Below are 13,943 nucleotides of genomic sequence, written 5' to 3'. Positions count from 1 at the left end.
CCCTCCCCGGGAACGGAGACGGGCTGGACGCCGTTCTGGCGTCCACGGCCCCCCGGCCTTCACATCCGCCTCACAAGTCGGTTGATCGTACAACCGAAACGCCGTGGCCCCCACCGGAGTTCGGTGGGGGCCACGGCGTTCAGTCAGCTGAGCTCGGGTCAGCCGTTGCGCTTCCAGCGCGGCTTGTCGTCACGGCGGCCGAAGGAGGAGCCGCCGGTCGAACCGGTGCCGCGGTGGTCGCCGCCACGGTGGTCGTCACGACGGCCGTACGGGCGGTCGCTGCTGCCCGAGCGGAAGCCGCCCGCGGGGCGGTCGTCGCGACGGTCGCGGTTGAACGGACGGTCGCTGCCACGGTGACCGCCGGACGGGCGGTCGTCGCGGCGGAAGCCACCGGACGGACGGTCGTTGTCACGACGCTCGAACGAACGGCCACCACGGTCGTCACGACGGTCGTCGCGGTTGAAGCCACCCGACGGGCGGTCGTCACGACGGAAACCACCGGAGGGACGGTCGTTGTCGCGGCGGAAGCCACCGGACGGACGGTCGTTGTCACGACGCTCGAACGAACGGCCACCACGGTCGTCACGACGGTCGTCGCGGTTGAAGCCACCCGACGGGCGGTCGTCACGACGGAAACCACCGGAGGGACGGTCGTTGTCGCGGCGGAAGCCGCCCGACGGACGGTCGTTGTCACGGCGGAAGCCACCGGACGGACGGTCGTTGTCACGACGCTCGAAGGAACGGCCACCACGGTCGTCGCGGCGGAAGCCGCCACGGTCGCCCCGGTCGCCGCCACGGTCACGGCGCTCGTAGTTGCCCCGCTCGTCGCGGAACGCCGGGCGCTCCTCGCGGCGCTCCTGGACGACCGGCTCGGACGCCACCACGGCCTCGGCGACCTCGGCCACGGCGGCCTCCGTCACCTCGGCGACCGCGGCCTCCGGGTCCTCGCCCCGCTCACGCGCGGAACGGGCGACCAGACGGTCGGCCTCCTCGCGCAGCTCGGTGGCGCGGCGCGTCAGGCGCTCCAGCTGCTTGGTGAGATCGGCGACCTCACGCTCGGCCTGCTTGGCGGCGTTGTTCGCGGAGTCGGCCTGGACCTCGGTCAGCGAACGCGCACCGGTGATCTCGGCGACCTCCGGCTCGAACACGCCCGCACCGCCCACGATGTGACGCGAGGCGTCGACGCCCGCGTCCTCCATCAGACGGAAGATCTGGCGGCGCTGGTGCGGCAGGGCCAGGGAGACCACGACGCCCGAGCGACCGGCGCGGGCGGTACGGCCCGAGCGGTGCAGGTAGTCCTTGTGGTCGCCGGCCGGGTCCACGTTCAGGACCAGGTCGATGCCGTCGACGTGGATGCCGCGGGCGGCGACGTCGGTGGCGACCAGCGCGTTGACGTAGCCGTCCTTGAAGTCGGCGAGCACGCGGGTACGGGCGCCCTGCGTCATGCCGCCGTGCAGCGCGTCCGCCTTCACGCCGGCCTCGACGAGCTGCTCGGCGATGCGGTCGGCGCCCAGCTGGGTGCGGACGAAGATGATCGTGCGGCCCTTGCGGGCGGCGATGGCGGCCGTGACCGGCGCCTTGTCCTTCGGCTTCACGACGAGGACGTGGTGCGTCATGGTCGTGACGTTGCCCTGGGCGCTGTCGACCTCGTGGCTGACCGGGTTCTTCAGGTAGCGCTTGACCAGCGTGCCGATCTCGTTCTCCATGGTCGCGGAGAAGAGCATGCGCTGGCCGCCCTCGGGGACCTGGTCGAGCAGCTCGGTGACCTCGGGCAGGAAGCCCAGGTCGGACATCTGGTCGGCCTCGTCGAGGACGGCGACCTCGACGTTCTCCAGGGAGCAGGCGCCCCGGTTGATGATGTCGCGCAGTCGGCCCGGGGTGGCGACGAGGACGTCGACGCCGCGCTCCAGGGCGTACATCTGGTTGCTCATGGACGTACCGCCGCAGACGACCTTGATCTTCAGGCCGAGCACGTCGCCGTACGGCTGAAGGGCGTCCGCGACCTGCATCGCGAGCTCACGGGTCGGGGTCAGGATGACCGCGCGGGGCTTCTTCTTCTCGGTGTGACCGCCGGAGAGCCGGGTCAGGGTCGGCAGACCGAAGGAGAGGGTCTTGCCGGAGCCGGTGCGGCCGCGGCCGAGGATGTCCTTGCCGACCAGGGCGTCCGGGATGGTCGCCGCCTGGATCGGGAAGGGGGTGGTCACGCCGTTCTGCGAGAGCTTGCGCACGACGCCCTCGGGCAGCCCGAGGTCGGCGAACGTGACGGTCGGCTCGGCGGACTCGGCCTCGACGGCCTCGACGCTCTGCGCGATCTCGATCGCCTCGTCGTTGTTCTCGGGCACGACGGCGTGATCAGTACTGGAAATGGACATGCTGATGCGAAACCTTCCGGAGTCTCTTCGGCACGCGCCCGTCAACTCCGTGTTCGCATTGCATTACGACCGCCTCTATGCGGTCAGCCACGGTAAGGGAGAGAACGCGCCACACGGCGCGCTCTGCGGTGGCGCCGGGCAAATGGGATCAAACGATCTACCAAGATACGCACCCTGGCCACCGAAGGCAAACTGACCCCCATCATCGCAGCTCAGCGGCCTCCCGGCCGTCGCCTAGACGGCCGGCGAACCGGCCTCCGGGGCGGGCTCCCGCTCCACCAGCTGCGGCACCGTCCCCCCGCCCTCCTCGTGCGCCGACGACGACGGTTCGGCGACCGGCGGCTCCGGCGTGGGCGACGGCGGCTCCGGCGTGGGCGCGGGCGGCTCCGGGTCCGGCGAATGCGCGGGCACGGACGGCTGCGCCCTGGTCGGCGTCGGCGCCCCCGGCTGATCGCTCGGCGCGGGCTTCACGGCCCCCGGCGAGGCCGGCGCGCTCCGGCCCGCCGAGGGCGAGGCCGAGCCGGACGCCGATGCGCTCGCCCTGCCCTTGTCGCCCTTGCCGTGCCCGTGCTTGCCGTCACCGCCCGCCGCGCCCATCCCGAACCCGCCGCCGGCGCCCGCCGAACCCCCGTCCGGCGCCTCACCGCCGTGCCGGCCCGCCGAGTGCGAGGGCTTGGCCCGGCCGCCCTCTCCGTCCCCCACGCTCATACAGCCGGCGGCCGCGGCGACGGCCAGAGCCGTCACGGCCAGACGAACGGGTACGTACAAGGGGCGCACGGGGCCACCTCCGGGGCAGACGCAAGGAGTCGACGTGTCCAACTCCCGCCGCCCGCAAGAAGACACGCGCCGGGCACGCGCGGGGCACACGCCCCCTGCCGGACGGCTCAGCCGTAGCCGAGGGCGTGCAGCCGCGCGTCGTCGATGCCGAAGTGGTGGGCGATCTCGTGCACCACCGTCACCTCGGTCTCGGCGACCACTTCCTCCCGTGTCGCGCACATCCGCAGCGTCGGCCCCCGGTAGATCGTGATCCGGTCCGGCAGCACCCCCGCGTACCACTCGCCGCGATCCGTCAGCGGGGTCCCCTCGTAGAGCCCGAGCAGCTCGGGATCGTCCGCCGGCGGCTCGTCCTCGACGAACACCGCGACGTTGTCCATCAGCCGCGTCAGCTCCGGCGGAATCCGGTCCAGCGACTCGGCGACCAGTTCCTCGAACTCCTCGCGCGTCATCTCCAGCACAGGCCCATTGTCGGGCACGACACCCCCGCGTGAAGGGTGTGAACCGTCCGCATACCCGCACCCACACCGGGGCATACGGCACCAATGGCCCGCGTCCGCGTCCCCGCCGCACTCCTGGACCGCCTCCGGCGCTCCACCCACCGCCCCGCCCGCCGACGCACCACCCCCGAACTCGCCGCCCGGCCCAACCCCTGGGCGCGCGCCCTCGGCCTGACCGCCGTGGTCCTCGCCGGCGCCTGGCTGGGCCTGCTGGTCGTCGGGAACGTCCGGGTCTCCGTCGGCCCCATGGACACGACGATGACGCTGCGCCCGTCCGTCACCGGCGGCACGAAGATCAACGTCTCCCCGCTGGGCGCGCTCACCCTGGACAGCCACATCGCCCCGGTCCGCCTCGATGTGAACGTCGACCAGCTCGACCCGGTCCGCGCCGAGGCCCTGGTCGACCACCCCGAGCGCCTCTCCGGCCTCCAGGCCGAGGTCGCCCGCGACGTCGAGCACGGCACCCTGGACCTCGCGCTGCGCTCCTGCGTCGCCGTCGTCTCCGGCGCCACCGCCCTCGGCCTCGCCGTCTACCGCCGCCCCCGCCGCGCCCTCGCCGCCGGCGGCCTCGCCCTCGCCCTGCTGACCGCCTCGGGCGCGACCGCGTACGCCACCTGGAACCCCAACTCGGTGCTGGAACCCCGGTTCTCGGGCCTGCTGTCCTCGGCGCCCTCCCTGGTGGGCAACGCGCGCAGCATCGTCACCGAGTTCGACGTCTACCAGCAGGAACTCGCCCGCCTGGTCACCAACGTGACCAAGCTCTACGACGCCACCTCCACCCTCCCCACCTACCAGCCGGACCCGACGACCGTCCGCGTCCTGCATGTCTCCGACATCCATCTGAACCCCGCGAGCTGGAAGATCATCGACTCGCTCGTCGAGCAGTACAAGGTCAACGTGATCGTCGACTCCGGCGACACCATGGACCACGGGAGCGCGGCGGAGAACGGCTTCCTGGACCCCGTCGCCACCCTGGGCGCGCCGTACGTGTGGGTCCGGGGCAACCATGACTCCCTCGTCACCCAGCGCTACCTGGAGGGCATGAAGAACGTGCACGTCCTCGACGACGGCCGCGCGGTCACCGTCGCCGGGCTGCGCTTCGCGGGCATCGGCGACCCCCAGTTCACCCCCGACCGCTCCACCGAACCCGGCGCCGCCGAGACCCAGGAGGCGGCGGGCGCCCGTCTGGCCCGGTCCCTGCGCGCCCAGCGGTCCGCCGGCACCCCGGTCGACGTGGCCGTCGCCCACGAGCCCTCCGCCGCCCGCGGCACCGACGGCGAGGTGCCCCTCGTCCTGGCCGGCCATCTCCACCACGAGGAGATGGAGGTCATGAAGAACGGCACCCGGCTGCGCGTCGAGGGCTCCACGGGCGGCAGCGGTCTGCGGGCCGTCGAGGGCAAGTACCCGGACCCCATCGAGGCGTCGATCCTCTACTTCGACCGCGACACCCGCCGCCTCCAGGCCTGGGACGAGATCAAACTCGGCGGCCTCGGTCTGACGACGGCCGAGGTCAGCCGCCACCTCCCGAAGGAGAACCAACCGGGCGCCGCCCCGTCCCCGAGTCCCACGCCCAGCCCCACCCCGAGCCCCTCCCCCGGCACGCCCTCCGGCACGCCCGTCAGCCCCTCCGGGACGCCCGCCCGAACCCCTTCCGGGACGGCCCCGTAAACCGTTTTGGCGATACCCCCCGCCATCCCATATGCTCATGACGTCCCCGACGCGCTGCGAAGCGCCCAGGCGGGCCGATAGCCCTCATCGTCTAGCGGCCTAGGACGCCGCCCTTTCAAGGCGGTAGCACGGGTTCGAATCCCGTTGGGGGCACGCAACACCGTGTGCGACACTGTCGTACACAACAGCAAGGTCCTGTGGAGCAGTTTGGAGTGCTCGCCACCCTGTCAAGGTGGAGGCCGCGGGTTCAAATCCCGTCAGGACCGCTGAGGTTTCACGTGAAACCTCGTGGCTGGGTAGCTCAGTTGGTACGAGCGATCGCCTGAAAAGCGATAGGTCGCCGGTTCGACCCCGGCCCCAGCCACAACCAAGGCCCCGATCTTCGGATCGGGGCCTTTTTGCGCTCGTGGGCAAGCTCCCGCGCACTCGTGGGCAAGCTCCCACGCAAAAGGGTTCGCCATGAAATTCGCCGGGATGAGATCCTGGATCGCGTATGTCTACGCACCCCGCCCCCGGCGCCTCTGCTCCGGGCACCCCCGCCTTCGGCGCCATCGCCCCCCGCCTCGCCGAGCTGTCCCTGCGCGACGCGCACCGGCTCGGGCGCAGGCTCGAAGGCGCGCGCAAGATCCGCAAGCCGGAGGCCCGTGCCGCCGTCCTCGCCGAGATCGAGGCGGAGGTCACGCAGGTCGAGGAGCGGATGACGCTGCGGCGCGGACGTGTGCCCGCCGTGTCGTACCCGGAGCAGCTTCCGGTCAGCCAGAAGAAGGACGAGATCGCGGCCGCCATCCGTGATCACCAGGTCGTCATCGTCGCCGGTGAGACCGGGTCCGGCAAGACCACCCAGATCCCCAAGATCTGTCTCGAACTGGGGCGTGGCGTCCGCGGCATGATCGGGCACACCCAGCCCCGTCGTATCGCCGCGCGCACCGTCGCCGAGCGCGTCGCGGAGGAACTCGCCACGCCCCTCGGCGAGGCCGTCGGCTGGAAGGTGCGGTTCACCGACCAGGTGAACCCGGACGCCACCTTCGTGAAGCTGATGACGGACGGCATCCTCCTCGCGGAGATCCAGACCGACCGCGAGCTGCGCGCCTACGACACGATCATCATCGACGAGGCGCACGAGCGGTCCCTCAACATCGACTTCCTGCTGGGCTATCTCGCCCAGCTGCTGCCCCGCCGCCCCGATCTCAAGGTCATCATCACCTCCGCGACGATCGACCCGGAGCGTTTCTCCCGGCACTTCGGCGAGGCGCCGATCGTCGAGGTCAGCGGGCGGACGTACCCGGTGGAGGTCCGCTACCGGCCGCTCCTCGAAGAGGACTCCGAGGACTCCGACCGCGACCAGATCACCGCGATCTGCGATGCCGTCGAGGAGCTCCAGGCCGAGGGCAAGGGCGACATCCTGGTCTTCCTCTCCGGCGAGCGGGAGATCCGGGACACGGCGGACGCGCTGGAGAAGAGGCAGTACCCCCGCGCCGGAGGCGCTAATCGGCAGGGCACGGAGGTGCTGCCCCTCTATGCCCGGCTCTCGCACGCCGAGCAGCACCGGGTGTTCCAGCCGCACACGGGTCGCAGGATCGTTCTGGCGACCAACGTGGCCGAGACCTCCCTGACCGTCCCGGGCATCAAGTACGTCATCGACCCCGGCTTCGCCCGCATCAGCCGCTACAGCCACCGCACCAAGGTGCAGCGTCTGCCCATCGAGCCGATCTCGCAGGCGAGCGCCAACCAGCGCAAGGGCCGCTGCGGCCGTACCAGCGACGGCATCTGCATCCGGCTCTACGACGAGGACGACTTCGTCGCCCGTCCGGAGTTCACGGACGCGGAGATCCTGCGGACGAACCTGGCGAGCGTCATCCTGCAGATGACCGCGGCCGGCCTCGGCGAGATCGAGAAGTTCCCGTTCATCGATCCCCCGGACCACCGCAACATCCGCGACGGCGTGCAGCTGCTCCAGGAGCTGCACGCGCTGGACCCCACCGAGAAGGACCCGCGCAAGCGGCTCACGCCAACCGGTCGCAAGCTGGCCCAGCTGCCCGTCGACCCCCGGCTGGCCCGGATGGTCCTGGAGGCCGACAAGAACGGCTGTGTACGCGAGGTCATGGTCATAGCGGCCGCGCTGTCCATCCAGGACCCGCGCGAGCGCCCCGCCGACAAGCAGACGCAGGCCGACCAGCAGCACGCCCGTTTCAAGGACGAGACCAGCGACTTCCTCGCGTATCTCAACCTGTGGCGGTACATCCGCGAGCAGCAGCGGGAGCGCGGCTCGTCGTCCTTCCGCCGGATGTGCAAGCAGGAGTACCTGAACTTCCTGCGGATCCGCGAGTGGCAGGACATCTACGCGCAGCTGCGCACGGTCGCCAAGCAGATGGGCATCCATCTGAACGAGGAGGACGCGCCCGAGCAGAGTGTGCATGTCTCGCTCCTCGCCGGGCTGCTGTCGCACATCGGCATGAAGGATGTGAAGGACGGCAACAAGAACGAGTACCTGGGCGCGCGGAGCGCCAAGTTCGCGATCTTCCCGGGCTCCTCCCTCTTCAAGAAGCAGCCGCGCTTCGTGATGTCCGCCGAGCTGGTGGAGACGAGCCGGCTCTGGGCGCGCGTCAACGCGAAGATCGAGCCGGAGTGGGTCGAGCCGCTCGCCGGGCACCTCCTGAAGCGGACGTACAGCGAGCCGCACTGGGAGAAGGACCAGGCGGCCGTGATGGCGGACGAGAAGGTCACGCTCTACGGCGTGCCGATCATCGCCCAGCGGAAGGTCAACTACGGCCGGATCGACCCGGAGACCTCCCGGGCCCTGTTCATCCGCAACGCGCTGGTCGAGGGCGACTGGCGCACGCACCACAAGTTCTTCTCGGACAACCGCCGGCTGCTCAGCGAGGTCGAGGAGCTGGAGAACCGGGCCCGGCGCCGGGACATCGTGGTCGACGACGAGACGCTGTTCGACTTCTACGACCAGCGGGTGCCCGAACACGTGGTGTCCGGCGCGCACTTCGACTCCTGGTGGAAGCACAAGCGGCACGAGCAGCCCGACTTCCTCGACTTCGAGCGGGAGATGCTCATCCGGGAGTCGGCGGAGGCGGTCACCAAGGCCGACTACCCGGACTCCTGGCGGCAGGGTCAGCTGAAGTTCCGGGTCACGTACCAGTTCGAGCCGGGCGCGGACGCGGACGGTGTGACCGTCCACATCCCGCTCCAGGTCCTCAACCAGGTCACGGACGAGGGCTTCGACTGGCAGATCCCGGGTCTGCGGGCGGAGGTCGTCACGGAGCTGATCCGTTCCCTGCCGAAGCCGATCCGCCGCAACTACGTGCCGGCGCCCAACTTCGCGCAGCGCTTCCTGGATCAGGCGGTCCCCCTGCAGGAGCCGCTCACCACCGCGATGGCCCGCGATCTGAAGCGCATGGTCGGCGTCCCGTTCGAGGCGGACGACTTCGACTGGTCGAGGCTCCCCGACCACCTGAAGATCACCTTCCGGATCGTGGACGAGCGGCGGCGCAATCTCGCCGAGGACAAGGACCTGGAGGCCCTGAAGCTCCGGCTGAAACCGAAGGCGAGGCAGGCCATCTCGCAGGCCGCCGCGGCCATCGCCGAACGGCAGGGCGGCGAGTCCCTGGAGCGTTCGGGCCTGACGGACTGGACGATCGGCACGCTCACCCGCGTCTTCGAGACCCGCCGCGCCGGCCAGCCGGTGAAGGCGTACCCGGCGCTCGTGGACGACGGCGACACGGTCTCCGTACGCCTCTTCGACACGGAGGCGGAGCAGGCCGAGGCGATGTGGAAGGGCACGCGCCGGCTCATCCTGCGCAACATCCCGGTGAACCCGGCAAAGTTCGCATCCGAGAAGTTGACGAACCCCCAGAAGCTCGCGCTGTCCGCGAATCCGCACGGCTCGATCCAGGCTCTGTTCGACGACTGCGCGATGGCGGCGGCGGACCGGCTGATCGCCGACTTCGGTGGTCCGGTGTGGGACGAGGAGTCGTACCGCAAGCTCTACGACAAGGTGCGCGCGGAGATCGTCGACACGACCGTGCGGACGGTCGGGGCGGTCCAGCAGGTGCTGGCGGCCTGGCAGGCCTGTGAGCGCCGCCTGAAGGGCGTCCGCAGCCCTGTGCTGCTCGCGAACCTGGCGGACGTCCGCGGCCAGCTGGACGCCCTGGTGAAGCCCGGCTTCGTGACCTGGGCGGGGATCCGCCGCCTCCCCGACCTGATGCGCTACCTGGTGGCCGCGGACCGCCGGCTGCAGCAGATGCCGACGGGCGTGCAGCGGGACACCAGCCGCATGGAGAAGGTCCACGAGATGCAGGACGAGTACGCGTGGCTGCTGGAGCAACTGCCGCCGGGCCGGCCCGTTCCGCAGCAGGTCCTGGACATCCGCTGGATGCTCGAGGAGCTCCGGGTCAGCTATTTCGCCCACGCGCTGGGCACGGCGTACCCGGTCTCCGACAAGCGGATCGTGAAGGCGATCGACGCGGCCGCCCCGTAACGACACCGCCACAGAGGGTGAGTTCGACCACCGGGCTCACCCTCCTGTACAGTCCTTCTCGCAGCACAGCGCAACATCAAGTGCCGCAGAGCAAGGTCCTGTGGAGCAGTTTGGAGTGCTCGCCACCCTGTCAAGGTGGAGGCCGCGGGTTCAAATCCCGTCAGGACCGCAGTGAACACAGAGGGCTCGCATCCCGGCTGGGGAGGCGGGCCCTCTGCACGACCACAACACAGTGAGAGCCCGGATCTTCGGATCCGGGCTCTTCTGGTTGTCCGCCTGTCTCTTGACGGCGTCACATTCCGCCGGTACTCCAGAACTCAGGGCCCGTTCCTCGCGGAGCCCAGGCGGAGGTGGGGCATGGCGGCATCGGTCAGGCACGAGACGCGGGCGCTGCTCCGCGCGCACCTGTCGGCCGCGACGCCCTACCGGCATCTGACCCGCCACTGCCCGATCTGCATCCGCTTACAGCGGCTGGCGATGGACGGCGCCGCAGCGGGTACACAGCCCCCTGAGGGGACCGTGGAGGGCGACGGCCCCTCACCCGAGTGATCGCCGTCAACGGCCTTACCCGCGTGGGGTGATGGGACGTCCGCGTCTTCATTAGCTCAGGCGAGTGACTGGCGACAAGACCTCTGGCATGTGACGGGTGTCACGGCATATCTTTTGGAAACCCAGGTTCTTACCGGTCTCCTACAACTGGTCAATTTTATATGTGCAATTGCACCACTCCGGAGGATGCCCCCAGGAACCCTCCCAGAGCCTCCCCAGACTCCGACAAGCCTGCTCACAGAGCGACCTGATACGGCCCTGCAGACCGACTCAAGCGCACAAAAAAGATCGCGCTGGACTCGGCGGAGTCCAGCGCGATCAACGACGTTCCCGTGGGCGAGGGGCCTGTTGGGGCAGGACCCACGTCGCTTGGAGCCAGGTTCCGGGCGTCCGCACAGGTTGGGGGACCTGAGGTGTTGCCCGGTTATTCAGTTGTTCAGGCCTCGCTGCGCTGCTGCGGGATGCCCGCAAGCAGTGCGCGGACCTCGGCCTCGCGATAACGGCGGTGTCCGCCGAGCGTACGAATCGACGTGAGCTTGCCGGCCTTCGCCCACCGCGTGACCGTCTTAGGGTCGACGCGGAACATGGTGGCGACCTCAGCCGGGGTCAGCAGCGGCTCAGCATCAGGGGTGCGAGCGGTCATGAGCGGCCTCCTCGGGAGAACCGAACCTTCTCGGTTCTTTCCTCTAAATTCTGCACCTTGACCCGCGTTGCCCGAAATGGCGGACGCGAGTCGAGTCGGTTATAGGACGAACGGCTTGTCCTCGGCACTACAACTACACCATCTGTCCAGCCGCGTCGGCCAAACCGATGGAATTGCCCCCCAGGTGTTCATCGGCGACGGAAGCCGATGGACCATGCCATAGCGGACAGTCACGCCACTGTGACGATCAGTCACAGGGGCGATCAGGAGTCACCAGACCCCCCAAAGCGTGCAATGCTGAGTTTTCCCCCCACAGTGGAGCATAAGTAGGCGGAGGAGCCCTCCCCGGACTCCTTGTCCTATTTTGGCACGAGGAGGGGCAAGCGGCGCAAGGGCCCTGTACGTGCGGTCCGTCACCCTTGCGACATAAGCCCGGATCGGGACCTACATGGACCTACGTCCCGTCAGTTCCGTGAAGTCCCGTTGACCGTACGCTGTTCGAGTGCTCCACGGCCGTGACCTACGTCACTAAGGTAAGCGCTGTCACGTCTGTCACATCGTCAGATCACAGGTCGGTCCACACAACAGTTCACGGATCAGCCCGCCAACAGGTTCACCGACGAGTGCACGGATCGGTTCACGGACGAGTTCACAGATCAGTGCGCTGATCAGTGCGCTGATCAGTTCGCCGAGCGCCGGTCCCGGACCGAACGCCACCGCTCCACGAGCCGGCCGTACGCCTCGCCCGCCGCCGCGCCGTCCCCGATCCGCAGCGCCTGGATGCCGTCGGCCACGTCCTTCGCCGAGTGGTCGTCCTCGAGATCACCGGCCGGCAGGACGTGCACCAGGCCGCCGTAATCCAGTTCCACCAGCGAACGCGGGTGGAACTCCTCCAGCCAGCGCCCCACATCCACCAGGCCGTCGATGAGCGGTCCCTCGTCCGTCGCGTCCCGCAGCGTGCGCAGCGAGCGGGCCACCCGGCGGCGCGCCTGCACCATCGGCGTGCGGTAGCGCAGCACGGGGGGCAGCTCCGCCGTCCCCTTCTCGTACTCCCGCTCCTCGTCGGAGACCAGCACGAACCAGTTGAGCGGCACCTGCCACACCGCCGTGCGGATCCACGGACGGGCGTCGGGGTTGCGCACCAGCCACCGCTCGTGGTCCTTGGCCGCCTCCAGCCGGACGACCTCGGGGAGCGCGGCCTCCAGCACCGGCCGGGGCAGCTCCTCGTCCAGCTCCGCCAGGGCCAGCCAGCCGCGCAGCCGGGTGCGCCAGGGGCAGACGCAGAGCACGCCGTCCACGTCCGCCACGAACGCGTCGCCGCTCTCGTGCACCGGCACGGCGACCGGCGGGGTGGCCAGCAGGTCGGCCAGCGAGCGGCGCAGCTCGTCCTGGTAGGAGGGCAGCTCGGGGCGGCGGGCGTAGCGCGCCCAGTGGGTGCGCTCGGGTTCGGGGAAGGCGGCCAGCGGCTCGTACACGCGCAGATACACCGTGTACGGAACGATCAACGAGGACACCTTGGGCACGCCTGCTCCCTCCCCCTTCCGCCGACCGGGAAACCCTGCGAATCGTCCCACGGCGGCACTTCGGGAGAAGGTGATCCGCAACACTGCGAGATCGGCGGGCCACGCAGGTCTACGCTCGGACCACAGGCCCCGCCACCCTTACGGTGCCTGCGTCCCGACCGCCGCTAGTTACCCGGGAGTCACCACAGTGACCGACGTATCCGGCGCACCTGCTGATGTACTGCACACCCTGTTCCACTCGGACCAGGGCGGTCATGAGCAAGTCGTGCTCTGCCAGGACCGCGCCAGCGGCCTCAAAGCCGTCATCGCCCTCCACTCCACCGCTCTGGGCCCCGGCCTCGGCGGTACCCGCTTCTACCCGTACGCGACCGAGGCCGAGGCCGTCGCCGACGCGCTGAACCTCGCGCGCGGGATGTCGTACAAGAACGCCATGGCCGGCCTGGACCACGGCGGCGGCAAGGCTGTGATCATCGGCGATCCCGATGTGATCAAGACCGAGGAGCTGCTGCTCGCGTACGGCCGTTTCGTGGCCTCGCTCGGCGGGCGGTACGTGACCGCCTGCGACGTCGGCACCTATGTCGCCGACATGGACGTCGTGGCGCGCGAGTGCCGCTGGACGACCGGACGCTCCCCGGAGAACGGCGGGGCCGGCGACTCGTCCGTGCTGACCGCTTTCGGCGTCTACCAGGGCATGCGGGCCTCGGCGCAGTACCTGTGGGGCGACCCGTCGCTGCGGGGCCGCAGGGTCGGCATCGCCGGCGTCGGCAAGGTCGGCCACCACCTGGTGGAGCACCTGCGCGGCGAGGGCGCGGAGGTCGTCGTCACGGATGTGCGCGAGGACGCCGTGCGCCGGATCCTCGACCGGCACCCGGAGGGTGTGACGGCGGTCGCCGACACGGACGCGCTGATCCGTGTGGACGGGCTCGACGTCTACGCGCCCTGCGCGCTCGGCGGTGCGCTGAGCGACGACTCCGTGCCGGTGCTGACGGCGAAGGTCGTCTGCGGCGCGGCCAACAACCAGCTCGCCCACCCGGGCGTGGAGAAGGACCTCGCCGACCGCGGGATCCTCTACGCGCCGGACTACGTGGTGAACGCCGGCGGGGTCATCCAGGTCGCCGACGAGTTGCACGGCTTCGACTTCGAGCGGTGCAGGGCGAAGGCGGCGAAGATCTTCGACACCACCCTCGGAATCTTCGCACGTGCGAAGGCTGACGGGATTCCGCCGGCCGCGGCGGCCGACCGGATCGCCGAACAGCGGATGCACGAGGCGGCCCAGGCACGCGGCTGGTGAGGTCCGTCCAGGGCTCCGAGCGCCTCGTCCCGGGGTTTCGTCGGTACCGGCCGGTGGAAAGTTAGAGAGAACTCTCACTCTTCCCGGCGGGTCGCCCGCCGATAAGTGGTTAAAATCGCCACTGACCAGCAAGGACA

Annotated in this window: 9 protein-coding genes and 4 tRNA genes; 8 read left to right on the top strand and 5 right to left on the bottom strand. The window is 69.9% G+C overall.

The features are described 5' to 3' along the window. Positions 1 to 158: 158 nt before the first annotated feature. The 3 genes from ACWD4O_RS10080 to ACWD4O_RS10070 form a co-directional block, all read right to left on the bottom strand. The gene (locus ACWD4O_RS10080) at positions 159 to 2,372 is read right to left on the bottom strand and encodes a DEAD/DEAH box helicase (RefSeq protein WP_451279184.1); all 2,214 of its coding nucleotides are present in this window, start codon (positions 2,370 to 2,372) and stop codon (positions 159 to 161) included. Between the two features lie 234 nt (positions 2,373 to 2,606). Next, positions 2,607 to 3,149, bottom strand: a complete 543-nt coding sequence (locus ACWD4O_RS10075; RefSeq protein ID WP_451279182.1) for a hypothetical protein — start codon at positions 3,147 to 3,149, stop codon at positions 2,607 to 2,609. 107 nt (positions 3,150 to 3,256) lie between these two features. Then, complete coding sequence (locus ACWD4O_RS10070; protein ID WP_451279180.1) at positions 3,257 to 3,607, bottom strand: metallopeptidase family protein; 351 nt, start codon at positions 3,605 to 3,607, stop codon at positions 3,257 to 3,259. An 84-nt stretch (positions 3,608 to 3,691) separates the two neighbouring features. Between ACWD4O_RS10070 and ACWD4O_RS10065 the strand changes: the two genes are divergently transcribed. The 7 genes from ACWD4O_RS10065 to ACWD4O_RS10035 all read left to right on the top strand — a co-directional run bounded on the left by ACWD4O_RS10065 (position 3,692) and on the right by ACWD4O_RS10035 (position 10,349). Beyond that, positions 3,692 to 5,314: a metallophosphoesterase family protein gene (locus tag ACWD4O_RS10065; RefSeq protein WP_451279178.1), complete on the top strand. Its 1,623-nt coding sequence runs from the start codon at positions 3,692 to 3,694 to the stop codon at positions 5,312 to 5,314. An 80-nt stretch (positions 5,315 to 5,394) separates the two neighbouring features. Continuing rightward, a tRNA-Glu gene (locus ACWD4O_RS10060) sits at positions 5,395 to 5,467 on the top strand. A 38-nt stretch (positions 5,468 to 5,505) separates the two neighbouring features. After that, positions 5,506 to 5,580, top strand: a tRNA-Asp gene (locus tag ACWD4O_RS10055). 24 nt (positions 5,581 to 5,604) lie between these two features. Then, a tRNA-Phe gene (locus ACWD4O_RS10050) sits at positions 5,605 to 5,678 on the top strand. A gap of 129 nt (positions 5,679 to 5,807) precedes the next feature. Then, positions 5,808 to 9,800 carry an ATP-dependent RNA helicase HrpA gene (gene hrpA, locus ACWD4O_RS10045; protein ID WP_451279176.1) on the top strand — a complete coding sequence of 1,331 codons (3,993 nt, stop codon included), beginning with the start codon at positions 5,808 to 5,810 and terminating at the stop codon, positions 9,798 to 9,800. A 94-nt stretch (positions 9,801 to 9,894) separates the two neighbouring features. Continuing rightward, positions 9,895 to 9,969: transfer RNA gene (locus ACWD4O_RS10040), tRNA-Asp, on the top strand. A 188-nt stretch (positions 9,970 to 10,157) separates the two neighbouring features. Beyond that, positions 10,158 to 10,349 carry a DUF6274 family protein gene (locus ACWD4O_RS10035; protein WP_451279174.1) on the top strand — a complete coding sequence of 64 codons (192 nt, stop codon included), beginning with the start codon at positions 10,158 to 10,160 and terminating at the stop codon, positions 10,347 to 10,349. Between the two features lie 436 nt (positions 10,350 to 10,785). Here ACWD4O_RS10035 and bldC read toward each other — a convergent pair whose 3' ends face one another. Together bldC and ACWD4O_RS10025 are read right to left on the bottom strand one after the other, a co-directional pair. Then, positions 10,786 to 10,992, bottom strand: a complete 207-nt coding sequence (gene bldC / locus ACWD4O_RS10030) for a developmental transcriptional regulator BldC (RefSeq protein WP_003949541.1) — start codon at positions 10,990 to 10,992, stop codon at positions 10,786 to 10,788. A gap of 680 nt (positions 10,993 to 11,672) precedes the next feature. Continuing rightward, positions 11,673 to 12,515, bottom strand: coding sequence for a hypothetical protein (locus tag ACWD4O_RS10025; RefSeq protein WP_451279172.1), 843 nt, complete (start codon positions 12,513 to 12,515; stop codon positions 11,673 to 11,675). A 187-nt stretch (positions 12,516 to 12,702) separates the two neighbouring features. Between ACWD4O_RS10025 and ACWD4O_RS10020 the strand changes: the two genes are divergently transcribed. Further along, the gene (locus tag ACWD4O_RS10020) at positions 12,703 to 13,806 is read left to right on the top strand and encodes a Leu/Phe/Val dehydrogenase (protein WP_451279170.1); all 1,104 of its coding nucleotides are present in this window, start codon (positions 12,703 to 12,705) and stop codon (positions 13,804 to 13,806) included. Positions 13,807 to 13,943: the final 137 nt, after the last annotated feature.

The organism is Streptomyces sp. NPDC002623 (genome assembly GCF_053592635.1).
Note: the sequence above shows the minus strand (reverse complement) of the source record. Positions and strands in the feature narration are given on the sequence as shown.